Genomic DNA, 15,087 nt, shown 5'->3' with positions numbered 1-15,087 from the left:
TAATCACTCAAGTTTTTTGTTTTATATTCTATTATTGCACACTTGCTTGACGTAAGTTCACTGTACGTCCAAATGGTAAAACTTCAAAGCCTTTTACATTTTCAGCTAATAAATAGCTTTGAGAAGCTTGGTAAATTGGAGCTACTACTGCATCATTCATAATAATTTTTTCTGCAGCTAGCATTTGATTCCAACGATTTTCTGGTTGAGTCGCATAAGTAGATTTCACAGTATCTACTGCTTTATCATATTCAGGATTAGAGTATTTCCCAAAGTTAATACCGCCACCTGTAATATATTGCTCTAAGAAGTTCAATGGATCTTGATAATCTGGAGCCCAAGTTCCGTAAAAAATATCATAGTCGCTTGCACGTTGTAATTCTAAGCGATTTTTCAATGGAACAGGTTGTAATTTAAATGTTACACCTGGTAAGTTCTTTTGAATTTGCGCTTGTAAATATTCCCCTACAAGTTTTGAAGTTCCTGTATCAGAAGTTAATAAAGTAACCGTTACTTCACTAACACCTAATTCTTTTTTCGCTAATTCCCATTCTTTTTGAGCTTCTTGTACATCAAATTTCAAGAAATCGCCTGATTCATCTACAAAATCTTTTCCAGTGACTTCATTTGTTGCAAAACTTTTTGGAATTAATCCTGTTGAAGGGATTGAACCATCTTTTAAGACATTATTTGTTAATGCTTGTTTGTCATAAGCCATCGCAATGGCACGACGGAAGTGTTGATTTGCTGTTGTTGGTTTCAATGTATTAAAATTCATATATCCCATTGTTGCTTTTGGTTGCGCATGGAATGTTGGTTGAGATTTATATTGATCCACAAATTGGTCACTAATCGTTGTATATTGAACTTGTTTTGAATCAAATAATTGAACAGAAGTTGCTACTTCTTTCGATACATTCACTGTTACTTCGTTTAAAGCAACATTACTTGCATCCCAATAATCAGCATTTTTCACTAATTTCCAAGTTAATTCTGAACCTGTCCATCCTTCTAATTTGAATGGTCCATTTACGACTACATTCGAAACATTTGAACCATATTGATCACCTAATTTTTGAGCGACTGCTTCAGATTGCGGTAAGAAACGTGAACCAGTTAATAATTTTGGTAAATATGGAGCTGGATTTTCAAGTGTAATTTCTAATGTTTTATCATCAAGAGCTTTAACTCCTAATTCTTCCACTGGTAATTCTCCACTACGAATTTTTTTCGCATTTTTGAACACATCCGCTGATTGCGCTACATGTCCTTCTTGAGGATTGACTAATTTACGATAAGTAAATACAAAATCTTGTGCTTTTACAGCAGAACCGTCAGACCATTTTGCATCACGTAATATGAACGTATAGACTAAACCATCTTCACTCACTTTTGGCTCTTGCGCAGCCATTCCTAATTCCACTTTATTATTCGCAGCTACACGATATAATCCTTCAAAAATTTGTCCCATCATATCTGAACTTGGCACATCATCATAATCTGCACTATCTAATGTTGTTAATTCTCCAAAGGTTGTCATTGTTAAGCGATTCGCAGCATTCGTAGAACTTGATGAATTGCTGCCACAAGCAGCCAAACCTACCGCCACTAATAAACTGGTCGCTAACATTTTGGTTGTTTTTTTCATAACAATTCTCCTTTTCATTTCATTCATCGTTATTACGATACAGCTATCGTAACAGATTTTACGCGATTTCCCAATTATTCTGCTCACGGTTTTGAAAATTTTCTGAAAATAAAAAAGGCTGCCCTTACAGGCAACCCTTAGTTTCATTATTCATGATATACACTTTTTGTTTTATTTAAGAATGCGTATGCTAATCCAACGATAACACCACCACTGATAGTATTACCAATGAAAGCTACTACCCAGTGACGAATTAAGTTAAACCAATTCATAAATTCTAAAGATGGAGAAACTGCTGAGAACTTAACAATTGAGAATGAAGCAAAGTTTGCCACAACGTGTTCTTCTCCTAAAAATACAAACATGAAAATTGCTGAAATAATAATCCACATTTTAGCAGCATCATCTTTAATTAATAAGAATGCTAAGATTGCAACGTTAACAAAGATATTCGCTAAAACAGCTTCTAGAAGAACTTGTCCATTTCCTCTTAATGCTTTCCCTTTAACAAGACCAACGATGAAGTGTTGTACATCCATTGCATTAAAAGCTGAACTATATGCAAATGCTGCCCCAATAATCATCGCTCCAATCAAGTTGAAGATTCCGCAGTATAATAAAATTGTTACAGCTTTTGATAGGCGAATATTTTTTTGATAAACTCCTGCTGTTAAATACATCATATTAGATGTTGCTAATTCAGAATTTAAGAATAAGATATAAACTAATCCCCAAGTAAAAATAAATGCAAAGAAAAATTTACTTAACGCTGGATTTAATCCTGCAATCACTTGTGCTGCTGCCGCCCCTGCTGCTGTACTCATTGTTAGAAAAGCTCCTGCAAACATTGAACGTAATGCATAACGTGCTTTACTTTCGTCAAACAACGCTTCTTTCTTTTGACAAGCTTTCGCTACTTTTTCTGAAAATTCATAACCTTGTGCCATATAGGTCATTTCCTCCTTTTTAATTACTCTTCCTTTTTGGAATAATACTTTGTCAGTATACCACTTTTTTCACAAGGTGAGAAGATAAGATTTTATATTTTTTTAATTTCTTCATAGAATATAAATGGCTTTACATTCTATCTCGCTTTCGCTATGATGGTATAGGTTTAAAAGAACACTCTAGGAGGATTTTATGAAAAAATTATTAGCTTTAGCTTTATTAACCGTATCTTTAGGAGCATGTGCACAACCAGCAGCCCCTACTAAACAAACATCTCAAGAAACAACAACTACAGTAAAAGCTGAACAAACGATTACTGTCAATGTTAAAAAAGATGGAGAACCAATTTCAGGCAGCCCATTTACATTAACATTCAAAGATGGAGATAAATTATTAACCGTTATGAAAGAACAAATGCAAATCGTTGAAAAAGATGGTTTCGTATCTGCGATTAACGGAATTGAACAAGAACCAGCTAACCAAAAATATTGGTTATTTGATGTCAATGGTGAAATGAGCCCAGTCGGAGCTAACCAAGTTGACTTAAAACAAGGTGACGTTATCGATTGGAAATTAGAAGCATTTAAACAATAATGAAAAATACGCCTATTTTTTCCATTAGAAAAATCACACTGATCGCATTACTATCAACACTAGCCTACATTGGTAGACTGCTATTTGCCTGGATTCCAAATGTTCAACCGGTGACTGTGATTCTATTAATCATTACCCTTGAAATGGGATTAGTAGAAGGAATTTTAACTGCCAGTTTATCTATGATTCTATCTAATATCTTTTTAGGAATGGGACCATGGACCTTGTATCAAATTGCTAGTTTTGCGATTGTCATTCTTGTATTTTCTTGTTTGAAACCTTTCTGGAGACAAACTTGGAAACAACCCTTATTGAAATTAGCCTTTTTTACAATCATGGCTGGTTTAACGGGATATTTATACGGATTTGTCATTTCGATTTTTTCTGTATATTTTTATCATATTCCTAAATTTTGGGTATATTATTTACAAGGACTACCATTTGATACGCTACATGCTTTGGGAAATATTGGTTTTTGGATACTCTTATCGCCATTATTGCCACGTATTATTCAAAAGTATCAAACTAAATTTCAGTAATATAAAAAGGAGATTGAATGCCGTTCAATCTCCTTCTTTTTTGATTTCTATCGATTGACAACATTGGCAAGTTCGCTTTTTTCGATAGTCTTTATGTCGTCTTACTGTAAATTCGTCTGGAACTGGATCTTGTCCTCCTAAAATAAATGGATGACATCTCATAATTCTGCCAATTCCCATTATTACACCCTTGATAACGCCATGTTTTTCAATTGCTTGAATCATATACGTTGAACAAGTTGGTCGATAGATACAAGTTGGTGGAAATAATGGTGAAATCCACTTTTGATATCCTCGAACCAATCCAATCATGATTTTTCTCACTGAAACACCTCTACCCTTGAATCCATTTAAAAAGAACTTGTACTCCTTCTGCTGCAATCAATGTATACACATATAGTGTGACAGGTTTTGCCACTAAACAAATCGCTACGAATTTTTTAAATGTCATCTTCCCTAATCCTGCTACCATACATAAGAAATCATCAGGGAATCCTGGCAACACTAATGCCCAAAAGAAGAAACGTTCGAATTTCTTCCCATCATTTAAATAGCCAATATATTTATCATAAGTTGCTTGAGAAACAAATGCTTGAACAACTGTTTCTCCATACCGTCTTGCTAACCAAAAATTGATCATTGAACCAATCATAATGCCAATAAAATTATAAATAAACCCATATAAAGGTCCGAATACAAGATGCCCAACGACACAAGTTAAGCCACCCGGAATAATCGGATAAACCACTTGTACAATTTGAATGAAGATAAAGAATAATACTCCATACATTCCCCAATTGCCGACCAACTGCTGGAATGCTCCTCCAACTTCAAAATAATGATGTTTAGCAATGATATATCCTAAATAAATCGTTAGGATAATTCCCGCTATTGTAAAGAATTGAATTAACTTTCTATTAAATTCAATGGCACTTTGTTTATTCATAATTTCCTCCAGTAATCTTTTCAGTGTGAATCATTTGATAAGACTACTTTAACAAATCAAATATGAAAAATCCTTGATTTTTTCTAACAAAAACAGTGATAACCTTACATTACTGTCACAATGATTCCATCCAAGGTTTATGAACAGAAACATGATTCATTAATTCTTCTTGTCGTTTCAATTGTTCTAATCGAGCTAAACGTCTGTCTTCATAGCCACTACAAATGAATTTCTCTTCTGCAGTTTCCGGTTCGATCGCTGGAACTGCAAAATCCGTTTCCCCTTCTCGAGGTAAAGCTACAAATGTCCAAAAACTAGTCGCTGCCAAATAACGTTCACCTGTTAAAACATCTTCCCCTACTACTTTACAAAAGACTTCCATACTTTTCTTTCCAACACCAGAAATATACGTTTCCACACAAACAGAATGTCCTAATGGTAATGGTTTTAAATAATTCATAGCATCAACTGAAGCAGTCACTGCTAAACGGCGACAATGACGAGACACCGTAATGGATGCACAATCGTCAATAATACGAGTTAAATTCCCTCCAAATAATGTTTGATGCATATTCACATCAAATGGAAAAATTCTTCTAGACTGAATCGCACGTGTTTGTGCGCATGTTTTGATTGTTGTATTCATACTAACTCCTCTAATATTCGATAACGCTATTGTACCATTCCTTTTCTTTTTTTCAAAAAGTATGGCTTTGAAGTTGGAATAGGTACTCTAAAATTACTTAACTAACTTCAACAAGCTTTTGTATAGCTCCTGCTATACAGAAATAGTTATTAGTGATAAAATAAGCTAAAAGGAGGAATTAGAATGTATAGCTTAGAAAAAAATACTCAAGTTAACTTTAGAACAAATAGTGATTTGCTTGAAAGAGCAAAAGAAATTATCTCTGAATATAATCTGGATATGACAGCTAGTTTCAATCTTTTTTTAGAAAATATTGTACAAAATAAAAAATTACCCTTTGAGACAGATACCGATAAAGAACGAGAAGAATTATTGACACAATTAAGATCTGAAATCACTCAAAGTTTCAAAGATTTAGAACAAGGTAGAATCTATACTGTAAACGAAGTGAGGGCTAACCTTGGAATTTGAATCAAACTCGTATAGCTTAATAATTCCAGAATATGTTCAAAATCAACTTCGAACTATTAAAAACTACATTGAAACTATGTACTTTTCAGAGCAAGCAGGAATTAATACGGTTAATAATATTCTTCACGGATTAGAACGCTTAACAAATTTCCCTGAAGCCGGGTTTAATGCAGATGAAAGAGTCGGAAAAATCATCTATCCCCCATACAAAACTCGCTGTATCGTTTTAGGAAATTATTTAGCCTTCTATCAAATCTTAGAAGATAGAAAATCCATCTTTATTTCTAATATTATACATAGTAAACAAGATTATATTAGATTATTTAAAAGAAAATCTTAACGAGAATGGTAAACGTCCGATGACCAAGTATATTGAAAAAGAGAGCACTTCATGATATAGGACATTTTTACTTGTGTTTCATTGAGACATTATCACTTGGATTGGCGAAGTTTGCAATTCGTTTTGTTTTTGGTATAATGAAGATACAAAAAGAGCCGAGCAGCAACTCGACTCTGATGTAGACCGTTGAAAAGACGGTGGCAGAATTTTGGTGCATAACACCGCTAACTCTCCAAAGTTAGAGCGGTGTTATTTTTTTGTCTTTATTTCTATTAGTTTAACAATGAGTGCCACTAACGCAACTAGTAAAGTCGCAAAAGAACACACTAATGTCAATGCTTCATAGACTGACAAAGTGCAACCTCCTTTCGATAGATTTAATGAAGATGCTCATAAGCATCACCTACCTTTATAGAGATTGCCACCGCTTTAAAACTTTCTACGCTGAGAGTGTACCATAAACGAAATAAAAATAATAGTTAAATGTGCAAAATATCACGTTGCTATAATATTATTATTTGAGACATTTTTACTTGTGTTTGATACAAATTCCCCACACAAAAAAAGAGAGCAACTTTCGTTACTCTCCCTTTCAAACTTCAATTCTTAATCTAATCCAATCTCTTGACGAACGACATCTGCGATACGTGTTACATAATCATGACATAATTCATCTGTTGGTGCTTCTACCATGACACGTACTAATGGTTCTGTTCCACTTGGACGAACAAGCACACGACCATTTCCTGCCATTTCAGCTTCCACTGTATCGATAATTTCTTTAATCGCTGGAACTTCCATTGCACCATTTTTATCGCTCACTCGAATATTTACTAATTCTTGTGGGTAAGTTGGTACTTCACTAGCTAATTCACTTAATTTTTTACCTGTTTGTTTCATAACATTCATCAATTGAATTCCTGATAACAATCCATCCCCTGTTGTATTTAAATCTAAGAATACAATATGTCCTGATTGTTCTCCCCCGAAGTTATAGCCATTTTTACGCATTTCTTCTACAACATAGCGATCTCCTACCGCTGTTTGAAGAGCGACCATTCCTTCTTCTTCAACTGCTTTATGGAATCCTAAGTTACTCATAACTGTTGACACAATCGTATCTTGATTCAATTGTCCTACACTGCGTAAATATTTTCCGCAAATGAACATAATTTTATCGCCATCCACGATTTCACCATTTTCATCAACAGCAATACAACGGTCTCCATCTCCATCGAAACTTAATCCTAAATCTGCGCCATTTTCTTTTACAAATTCTGCTAAAGCTTCTGGATGTGTTGAACCCACTCCATCATTAATGTTCACACCATTTGGTTTATTTCCCATTGTGTAAAACTCTGTTTCTAAATCTGCAAATAAACGATTTAGGACTGCTGAAGTTGCTCCATTTGCACCATCTAACGCTACTTTCATATCTGTTAGAGGGCCGTCAATTGTTTGTTGTAAAAATTGACTATATTTCATTGTTCCTTCTAAATAATCATCCACAGTTCCTAATTCATCTGTTGAAGGACGTGGTAATGTATCTTCTGGACTATCTAATAAAGCTTCAATTTCTGCTTCTGTTTCATCAGATAATTTAAAACCATCTGCTCCGAAGAATTTAATTCCGTTATCCTGTGCTGGATTGTGAGATGCAGAAATCATAACCCCTGCAACAGCTCCTTGCACACGTGTTAAATAAGAAACTCCTGGTGTTGGAATAACTCCTAATTGCATGACTTCAATCCCTACAGATAATAATCCAGCAATTAAAGCATGTTCTAATAATTGTCCTGAAATACGAGTATCTCTTCCGACTAACACACGTGGATGTTTATCCCCACCTGCTTGTTGTAATAAGACATAGCCACCAAAACGTCCTAATTTAAACGCTAATTCTGGGGTTAATTCTGCATTTGCTACTCCTCTTACACCATCTGTTCCAAAATATTTGCCCATGTTCAATCTCCTTTAAATCTCTATCAATTTCTATTGTCTTGTTGTTTGTGTAGTTTGCGTTGTCTGCGTCGTTTCTGTTGTTTCTGGTGTTGTAGATGTGACAACCACTTCAACAGAAATATTTTCTGGATTGATACTATCCACTCCAGTTGGAAGAGTTATCTTCACAACTTGTGTTGTTGTTTTAGTTACTTGACTGACATCTACCACTACAGGAATGGCTGTCAATTTATCCAACACTTCTTGAGCTCCTAAAATTGTAACCTCTTTGGTATCAGATTTCAACTGATAGGAATATTGCGTACCCGCACTTCCTGTTGTCGTTAATATAATAGGAACTTTTTTGCTATTCGTTGTAATTGGTACTCTTACTTGAACTTGTTCCGGTTCCATCTTTAGTGCCAGAGGTTTTCCTGTTGCATCCAATGCTTGTACGGCAACGGAAGAAGTATAGTCTGCTTTTGTATTTTCTGGTACTGTCACATTTGCGACAACCTTTTCTACTTGATTGATCAGTGATTCTGGTCCAGAAATCGTTACTCTAGCAGGACTCACTAAAGCTTGTCCATTTTTATAAGCTCCTGGTAAATTTGCACGATTCACATTTACTGAAACGGGTAATTCAACCGTCGCTTTCTTTTCAATCATAATCTCAACTGTCTCAGGAGAAACGGATCCTTTTACTCCTGAAGGTAAACCTGTTACTTGTAAGGTAATCATATGTTTTCCTGTTCCTAGTTCATTTAAATTAGGAGTTTTTACACGATAGGAACCATTTCCTACAACCGTTAATAAGGAACTACTAAATCCTTCTACCCTTAGCGTAACAGCTTCCGGCAAGCCAGTAACTGTATATAACTGACTATCGATATCAACATACACCGGAACATTGCCAATTGTATTCGAAGTTGTCTGAACGGATACTGACGACGATTGTCTACTTGGACTTGATTCACTTGCATATACAAATAAAGCCATTGTCAAAATAAAGGATATAAACACTAAAAATGATTTCTTCGTCATCCATTTACTAATCATTTATACGACCTCCTCTAAAGAAATCGATAATCATTGTTAGAATAGTCGAATCTTTTTGAGAAGTTTCTTTTGTAATTAAATGTTCACTTAACACTTCTACAAATTCATCCGGAGTTAGCTCACGTAATAATTTTTCACGCAAAGCGACACTAACCTTCCCTGTTTCTTCTGAAATAACAATAATTAAAGCATCTGTTACTTCACTTAATCCGATAGCTGCACGGTGTCTTGTTCCTAATTCTTTAGGAATAAATTTACTTTCTGATAATGGTAAATAACATGCCGCTGCTTCCACTTCATGACCACGAATAATCACCGCACCATCATGAAGAGGTGTATTCGGAATAAAAATTTGCGTCATTAATTGATTTGAAATTCGTGATTGTAAAGGAATCCCCGTATTAATATATTCTTCTAAAGAATTCGATTGTTCAATACAAATTAATGCACCGATTCTTCGTTTCGCCATATATTGTACAGAAATATTTAACTCTTCAATCATCCTTTGAGCTTGATTCGTTCCCGAAGCTCTCCTTGAGAAAAAGTTCGAACGACCAATATGTTCCAACCCTCTTCGAATTTCTGGTTGAAAGACGACAATAGCTCCCACAACTCCCCATTGGATTACTAAATTCATAATCCAGTCAAGAGTAATTAGCCCAAACATATAACTGATGAATTTTACCCCAGCAATAACTGCCAATCCCTTCATCAAATGTACAGCCCTTGTACCTTTCATGATGAGTAATAGATTATATAATAAGTACCAAACAATCACAATATCGACAATATTACGAATGCTACTCCAAGCACCTAAACTACTCCAATTAAATTGCATCACTCAACCCCCATTTCTATATCTTCTTTAGTTTATACCTTTTCTAAAAACATTACAACTGCCCCTAGCATGAACTTATTTATATCTTTATTTTTTGACAGTAAATTCCTCTGCATGCTACACTACAATCAACTAATTAAGGGAGGATTTATTATGCAAAAAAGTTATTTTGACGGTGGAATACTAACGTATATTTTCAGTTGTATTATTTCATTTTTTATTATCACATTTACCTTTGGATTAGGAACTCCTTGGGCAATTTGCATTTTTTATAAATGGGAAATTGAACATACCGTTGTTGAAGGCCGTCGTCTTGGATTTAATGGCACTGCACTCGAATTGTTTAGAAACTGGGTCAAATGGTTTTTCTTATGTATTATCACATTAGGAATCTATGGATTCTGGGTTCATATTAAAATACTAGAATGGAAAGCTGAACATACTTATTTCTTAGATTAAATAGAAAAACCACTCCGTTTAATATTGCGGAGTGGTTTTGGTTATCTATCTACTTTATCCAACATTTTTGTCTTTTTGCTGAACTCGTTTAGCGATATACGCCGTTAAAATTGGTGTTAAAATAGCCGTTACAATAACAGAAGCTGTAATTTGAGTCGTAGCAGTCGCTTCAATTGCTTTAAAGGAAGCATCCACCGCAGAAAGTGCAGCTGGTGTCGCAATAGCACTTGCAGCCGTACTAGAAATCGCAGCACCTGCAACTCCATTTCCTCCAGACAACTTATCTGCAGCAATCGCTGCAACCCCACCAATTAAGGTTGTAATCACCCCTAGTAAAATACCAGGAAGTCCACCTTCAAGAATTTGTCCAAAGTTCATATTTGCCCCTAGACAAAATCCTACGACAATAATAATTGCTGTAATCCCATTTGATAGAACCTTCTTCATATAAGGGAAGGCATTTCCTAAAATAATCCCAATAACTAGCGGTAAGATCGTTCCAATCAAATTCCAAATGGAAATGTTCGCAAGTCCTGCAGTACTTAACACTGCCATTGTTACCATTGGACCAACACTTAAAGTCGTAATCCCAACAGCACCAGCATCAATTTCATCTCCATAAACTTCGACTATTCCAGCATACATGGCATTATTCGCTACTGAAATCGCCCCAATCACCGCTACTGCACTCAATCCTAAGAAATTATCATTGAACACTTTCGCTACCAATAGTCCTAGAATAATTGATACAATAATTTTGGCGATAATAATGGACGCCCCACGAACAACAGCTTTCGGTGTATTTTTAAGGGAAATCGTTCCCCCAATGACAAATAAGAACGCCCCAACTAATGGCCCTGCACCTTTTACAATCGGAGTGGTAAACCCACCAATTTGCAAAATTTGAGGAATAAATGTATTAATAAAACATCCAATAAACATTGGAACAATAATAGTATCCCCAGGAATTTTAATCTTTTTCATTGCATTCACATACCTTTTTGAAAATTTTACTAAACGGAAAAAAATCAACCATCTAATGTAATACCGCCATCGCAGTCGCCGATTTCGCCAGTAATAAAGCTTGCTAAATCACTAGCAAAGAATAAAATCATTTGAGCAATTTCAACAGGTTCTGCACGACGTCCTAAAGGAATCATACTAATCACTTTTTGACTCTTTTCTTTATCTTCAGAAAGTACCGTTGTCATATCTGTTCTTGTAAAGGATGGACATACTGCATTACAAGCAATATTGTATTTTCCGCCTTCTTTAGCAACTGCTTTTGTCAAACCATTCAAGCCTGCTTTTGAAGAAGCATACGCTGCAGTTCCTAGAAGACCTCCCCCTAATTTTGCAGCAACGGAAGAAACATTGACAATTCTACCGCCTTTATTTTCAATAAAGTGAGGGAAAATCGTACTAATCGTTGAGAAACATCCAGAAAGATTAATACGAATTGTTCTTTCCCATTCTTCATAAGTTAATTGATCAAAAGGTTTCGCACTAATCACTCCTGCACAATTGACTAAAATATCCACTTTACGTTCAGAGAGAATCTTCTTCATACTTGCAACAATGGATTCATGATTTCCTAAATCCATGTATTCAAATGCAGTATGTTCTGCTCCAAACTCGGCTACTGTTTTTGTAGCAGCAGCTTCATTAATATCTGCAATAACTACAAAACCTCCACCTTCAACAATTCCTCTTACTACTTCTTTTCCAATCCCATTTGCTCCACCTGTCACGATAGCAACTTTTCCTGAAAAATTCATAAAAATCACTTCCTTTGATTGATTGTTTACATTCTATTCCTATGAAAAAATCAGTTTGTTATCATTTGTTACTATTTTCACAGTTTTTGCAAATTTTTTATGGAAAATCCGTGAAACTAAAAAAACCTGCTGGATTCACCAACAGGTTACGAAATTGTTCCAATTAATCTAAATATCTTTCTGGTACTTTTAGAACGGCACAGATTTTCTTCAAATCTTCTTTTGATAGAACATTACTTTCATAAATGCTCTTACCACTAACTCTTTGAACATCTAATGCAATATGAGCAGCTTTATCAGCAGTTTCAATTAATCCGAAGCAATCTTGATAATCTACACCAGTAGAAAGCACTCCGTGTTTACTCCAAACAACTAAACGATGAGTTTCCAATTCTTTTGCTGTAGCAGAACCAATTTGTTGAGTTCCCGGTACTTCCCAAGGTAGAACAGCAATTCCATCAGGGAATACTACGATTGATTCAGTTAACACTGACCATAAATCTAAAGATAAAGATTCAGTTGTTACATCATTTAATAAGCAGTATGTTACAACATTTGTTGCATGGTTATGAATGACTACTCTATGATTTGGATTTTGTTTTAATCTAGCTGCATGAGATAATACATGCATGAAGATTTCACTTGTAGGACGTTTTCCTGTAACAAAACCTGCAACTACTTGATAACCTTTATCTGTTAATTGAATGATACCAGTATCCGCATGTGGTTGTGAATGTAATGTTCTAAAATGACTTCCAGAAGCTGTAATTAAAATATATTCTCCTCTCACATGTTCTGGAACATCTAAAACTTCCACTTCTTTTCTATTTTCAGCATAGTACGTATATTCTGTACCTGCTAAGCTGCTTTCAAGATTCTCAGCTTCTTCAACTGTTAAACGATAACTAACATTTCCTCCGTTATATTCGTCCCAGCCTTTATTCCACATATCATATGTCACTTGACATAATCCTTCAATAAACTTAGGATACCCCATAATTATTCCCCTTCTTTAACTATAATATTTTTCAGCCGTACCTGAAAAAAATTTTTTTGTTTATCCAACATAATAGTAACCGTTTTCTTGTTCATCGTCAACCTAATTTGTTTAATTTTAGCAATTTATACTTATTTTATTTCACTGGTTGAATAATATGGATTTTTATTGAGATTAAGTATTCAATTAAAAAACTCTATGAACGATTCCTAATATTAATTCTACAAAAAGAACGGATCCCTATAATGAGATCCATTCTTTTATTTCTTCAAATTTTTCCCATTCAACCAAATTCATTGATTCTTCTATTCCATCTATTTCTGAACCAATCCTTTGAAATTTCGTCTTATTTACGATTCTTTTTTCATGTTACGGAATTTTTTTAATCTGCTTTCATCAAATTCCTTGAATAAATTTTGCTTATCCAAGTAGATTGCGACAGGTAAAATTAAGACCGTTAACCAAATTATTTGAGAGATAATAGAATAGACAAATAGTATTCCTAATACTAAAACAAGCAATTTCTTCATTCTATTCGCCTACTTCTAATGTTTCATTATATTTCTTTCTATCTTTTAATAACCATACGTATAGTGCCAACCATACAACTCCTAATACAATAGCAATAACATCCCCATTAAATCCATTAGCTAAAATATAACGAATATCTGGACCTTCAAAAGTTGCCCATGAAATTAAACCACTTTGATTTAACGTTTTTGTTTCTTCTGCTAAACGAGTCATATATGGAGTGAAGTAAGTTGCTCCATATAAGAATAAAGGAGTAGAAATTAAACCATGAATAATCATTCTTAATACATTACCATTTGTTAATAATAGTGCTCCTACTACAAATGATAAATTAATAATACCTGCAAAAGGTAATACAATATTATTTGGTAAAACGATAGATCCTATCAATAGGAATGGAATAGTAAAGATAACAGCTACCCATAATTCATTACGTCCACCAAGTACTGGCCAGTCTAAACCAATATAAACTTCACGATCTTCAAATTTTTCACGCATAAAGTCAGATACTGCTTCTGAAATTGGTGATAAAGCTTGAGAGAATAATTTTGATACCATTGGGAATAAAGTTAAAGCTGTTGCAGCTTGAACTGAAAGAGTTAATGCATATTTAATACCATTACCAGATGCAGCTCCTAATGCAAATCCAATAATAGCTCCCATTACTCCATTTTCACCAAATACACCAATTTTTTCTTTTAATGTATCTGCATCAAATTGTTTATTTAATACAGGAATTTTTTTCAATAATTCATCAATTGGATGTAAAATTACTGCAATCATACAAATGAAGTGAGGTACTGTAATCCCTGGAACTCCAGTTAAACGTTCTACTTCTGGTGCAAATACATCTCCAAGTTTTAGTTCTAATACAATAATAATAGCCGCTGCAATAAATCCTAGGAAAATGTTATTTGTAAAGTACGTTACAATTACTGCTGTGAAAATTTTATTCCACACATTCCATAAGTCTACATTTAATGTTTTTGTTTGTTTAGTTACTAACATTACGAAGTTAATCGCTAATTGTAATGGGAAAACTAAGAACGCATATGGCCAAGCCCAACTAATTGCTGCTGCACCAGGCCAACCAATATCAACCGCTGGTAAACTTAATCCAGTATGAGTTGTTAAATCATTTGCTGCTGCACCCATACTTGTCATGATAAAGTTTACAAGAATTCCCATACCTGTAAATGCAATCCCTAGAGTTAACGCTGCTGTGAAAGCTTCTCTGAACTTCATTTTCATTGCTAATCCAACAATTAACATTAAAAATGGAACAAATACTGCCGCTCCTAAATCCAAAATATATTGAATAATGACTTGCAAGGTTTCCATATTATTTCCTC

General features: G+C 34.4%; 18 protein-coding genes. 5 read left to right on the top strand and 13 right to left on the bottom strand.

Annotated features, from left to right (window positions below; genetic code table 11):
• Positions 1-31: 31 nt before the first annotated feature.
• Positions 32-1,648, bottom strand: a complete 1,617-nt coding sequence (locus RYK07_RS03945) for a peptide ABC transporter substrate-binding protein (protein WP_314852502.1) — start codon at positions 1,646-1,648, stop codon at positions 32-34.
• Between the two features lie 146 nt (positions 1,649-1,794).
• Positions 1,795-2,595, bottom strand: a complete 801-nt coding sequence (locus tag RYK07_RS03940; protein ID WP_314852501.1) for a formate/nitrite transporter family protein — start codon at positions 2,593-2,595, stop codon at positions 1,795-1,797.
• 193 nt (positions 2,596-2,788) lie between these two features.
• On the opposite strand from RYK07_RS03940, the gene RYK07_RS03935 reads away from it, so the two are divergent.
• Positions 2,789-3,190 (top strand): DUF4430 domain-containing protein, encoded by a 402-nt coding sequence (locus RYK07_RS03935; protein ID WP_314852499.1) that lies wholly within the window; start codon positions 2,789-2,791, stop codon positions 3,188-3,190.
• Complete coding sequence (locus RYK07_RS03930; RefSeq protein ID WP_314852498.1) at positions 3,190-3,729, top strand: ECF transporter S component; 540 nt, start codon at positions 3,190-3,192, stop codon at positions 3,727-3,729. The genes RYK07_RS03935 and RYK07_RS03930 overlap by 1 nt, the downstream gene beginning before the upstream one ends.
• A 24-nt stretch (positions 3,730-3,753) precedes the next feature.
• Here the strand turns inward: RYK07_RS03930 and yidD are convergent, their stop codons facing one another.
• The 3 genes from yidD to RYK07_RS03915 form a co-directional block, all read right to left on the bottom strand.
• Positions 3,754-4,041 carry a membrane protein insertion efficiency factor YidD gene (gene yidD, locus RYK07_RS03925; protein WP_399546352.1) on the bottom strand — a complete coding sequence of 96 codons (288 nt, stop codon included), beginning with the start codon at positions 4,039-4,041 and terminating at the stop codon, positions 3,754-3,756.
• A 22-nt stretch (positions 4,042-4,063) separates the two neighbouring features.
• Entirely contained in the window at positions 4,064-4,675 is a 612-nt protein-coding gene (locus RYK07_RS03920; protein ID WP_314852496.1) for a VTT domain-containing protein, read from the bottom strand.
• A gap of 115 nt (positions 4,676-4,790) precedes the next feature.
• Positions 4,791-5,321, bottom strand: a complete 531-nt coding sequence (locus RYK07_RS03915; RefSeq protein ID WP_314852495.1) for an acyl-CoA thioesterase — start codon at positions 5,319-5,321, stop codon at positions 4,791-4,793.
• 183 nt (positions 5,322-5,504) lie between these two features.
• On the opposite strand from RYK07_RS03915, the gene RYK07_RS03910 reads away from it, so the two are divergent.
• Positions 5,505-5,792, top strand: a complete 288-nt coding sequence (locus RYK07_RS03910) for a type II toxin-antitoxin system RelB/DinJ family antitoxin (RefSeq protein ID WP_314852493.1) — start codon at positions 5,505-5,507, stop codon at positions 5,790-5,792.
• Entirely contained in the window at positions 5,782-6,132 is a 351-nt protein-coding gene (locus tag RYK07_RS03905) for a type II toxin-antitoxin system RelE/ParE family toxin (protein WP_314852492.1), read from the top strand. Before RYK07_RS03910 ends, RYK07_RS03905 begins: the two co-directional genes overlap by 11 nt.
• Before the next feature lie 249 nt (positions 6,133-6,381).
• Here RYK07_RS03905 and RYK07_RS03900 read toward each other — a convergent pair whose 3' ends face one another.
• The 4 genes from RYK07_RS03900 to cdaA form a co-directional block, all read right to left on the bottom strand.
• Positions 6,382-6,486: a putative holin-like toxin gene (locus tag RYK07_RS03900; RefSeq protein WP_169816064.1), complete on the bottom strand. Its 105-nt coding sequence runs from the start codon at positions 6,484-6,486 to the stop codon at positions 6,382-6,384.
• A gap of 252 nt (positions 6,487-6,738) precedes the next feature.
• Entirely contained in the window at positions 6,739-8,094 is a 1,356-nt protein-coding gene (glmM, locus tag RYK07_RS03895) for a phosphoglucosamine mutase (protein ID WP_314255902.1), read from the bottom strand.
• 30 nt (positions 8,095-8,124) lie between these two features.
• Entirely contained in the window at positions 8,125-9,132 is a 1,008-nt protein-coding gene (locus RYK07_RS03890; protein ID WP_314852491.1) for a CdaR family protein, read from the bottom strand.
• Complete coding sequence (gene cdaA, locus RYK07_RS03885) at positions 9,125-9,970, bottom strand: diadenylate cyclase CdaA (protein WP_314852490.1); 846 nt, start codon at positions 9,968-9,970, stop codon at positions 9,125-9,127. Before cdaA ends, RYK07_RS03890 begins: the two co-directional genes overlap by 8 nt.
• 153 nt (positions 9,971-10,123) lie before the next feature.
• On the opposite strand from cdaA, the gene RYK07_RS03880 reads away from it, so the two are divergent.
• Complete coding sequence (locus RYK07_RS03880; protein ID WP_314852489.1) at positions 10,124-10,429, top strand: hypothetical protein; 306 nt, start codon at positions 10,124-10,126, stop codon at positions 10,427-10,429.
• Positions 10,430-10,483: 54 nt separating this feature from the next.
• Here the strand turns inward: RYK07_RS03880 and RYK07_RS03875 are convergent, their stop codons facing one another.
• The 4 genes from RYK07_RS03875 to RYK07_RS03860 all read right to left on the bottom strand — a co-directional run bounded on the left by RYK07_RS03875 (position 10,484) and on the right by RYK07_RS03860 (position 15,076).
• Positions 10,484-11,413, bottom strand: coding sequence for a 2-keto-3-deoxygluconate permease (locus tag RYK07_RS03875; protein WP_314852488.1), 930 nt, complete (start codon positions 11,411-11,413; stop codon positions 10,484-10,486).
• Positions 11,414-11,457: 44 nt separating this feature from the next.
• Positions 11,458-12,207: an SDR family oxidoreductase gene (locus RYK07_RS03870; protein ID WP_314852487.1), complete on the bottom strand. Its 750-nt coding sequence runs from the start codon at positions 12,205-12,207 to the stop codon at positions 11,458-11,460.
• Positions 12,208-12,370: 163 nt separating this feature from the next.
• Entirely contained in the window at positions 12,371-13,204 is an 834-nt protein-coding gene (gene rhaD / locus RYK07_RS03865; RefSeq protein ID WP_314450174.1) for a rhamnulose-1-phosphate aldolase, read from the bottom strand.
• Between the two features lie 531 nt (positions 13,205-13,735).
• Complete coding sequence (locus RYK07_RS03860; protein ID WP_314852485.1) at positions 13,736-15,076, bottom strand: PTS transporter subunit IIC; 1,341 nt, start codon at positions 15,074-15,076, stop codon at positions 13,736-13,738.
• Between the last annotated feature and the right edge of the window lie 11 nt (positions 15,077-15,087).

It is taken from the genome of uncultured Granulicatella sp. (genome assembly GCF_963528315.1).
GTDB lineage: Bacteria > Bacillota > Bacilli > Lactobacillales > Aerococcaceae > Granulicatella.
This window is presented reverse-complemented; position numbering and strand designations above follow the sequence as displayed.

Excerpts from the sequence above, each read along its gene's own strand:
- RYK07_RS03945 (WP_314852502.1), bottom strand. The coding sequence starts at position 1,648 with ATGAAAAAAACAACCAAAATGTTAGCGACCAGTTTATTAGTGGCGGTA.
- RYK07_RS03940 (WP_314852501.1), bottom strand. The coding sequence starts at position 2,595 with ATGGCACAAGGTTATGAATTTTCAGAAAAAGTAGCGAAAGCTTGTCAA.
- RYK07_RS03935 (WP_314852499.1), top strand. The coding sequence starts at position 2,789 with ATGAAAAAATTATTAGCTTTAGCTTTATTAACCGTATCTTTAGGAGCA.
- RYK07_RS03930 (WP_314852498.1), top strand. The coding sequence starts at position 3,190 with ATGAAAAATACGCCTATTTTTTCCATTAGAAAAATCACACTGATCGCA.
- yidD (WP_399546352.1), bottom strand. The coding sequence starts at position 4,041 with ATGATTGGATTGGTTCGAGGATATCAAAAGTGGATTTCACCATTATTT.
- RYK07_RS03920 (WP_314852496.1), bottom strand. The coding sequence starts at position 4,675 with ATGAATAAACAAAGTGCCATTGAATTTAATAGAAAGTTAATTCAATTC.
- RYK07_RS03915 (WP_314852495.1), bottom strand. The coding sequence starts at position 5,321 with ATGAATACAACAATCAAAACATGCGCACAAACACGTGCGATTCAGTCT.
- RYK07_RS03910 (WP_314852493.1), top strand. The coding sequence starts at position 5,505 with ATGTATAGCTTAGAAAAAAATACTCAAGTTAACTTTAGAACAAATAGT.
- glmM (WP_314255902.1), bottom strand. The coding sequence starts at position 8,094 with ATGGGCAAATATTTTGGAACAGATGGTGTAAGAGGAGTAGCAAATGCA.
- RYK07_RS03890 (WP_314852491.1), bottom strand. The coding sequence starts at position 9,132 with ATGATTAGTAAATGGATGACGAAGAAATCATTTTTAGTGTTTATATCC.
- cdaA (WP_314852490.1), bottom strand. The coding sequence starts at position 9,970 with ATGCAATTTAATTGGAGTAGTTTAGGTGCTTGGAGTAGCATTCGTAAT.
- RYK07_RS03880 (WP_314852489.1), top strand. The coding sequence starts at position 10,124 with ATGCAAAAAAGTTATTTTGACGGTGGAATACTAACGTATATTTTCAGT.
- RYK07_RS03875 (WP_314852488.1), bottom strand. The coding sequence starts at position 11,413 with ATGAAAAAGATTAAAATTCCTGGGGATACTATTATTGTTCCAATGTTT.
- RYK07_RS03870 (WP_314852487.1), bottom strand. The coding sequence starts at position 12,207 with ATGAATTTTTCAGGAAAAGTTGCTATCGTGACAGGTGGAGCAAATGGG.
- rhaD (WP_314450174.1), bottom strand. The coding sequence starts at position 13,204 with ATGGGGTATCCTAAGTTTATTGAAGGATTATGTCAAGTGACATATGAT.
- RYK07_RS03860 (WP_314852485.1), bottom strand. The coding sequence starts at position 15,076 with ATGGAAACCTTGCAAGTCATTATTCAATATATTTTGGATTTAGGAGCG.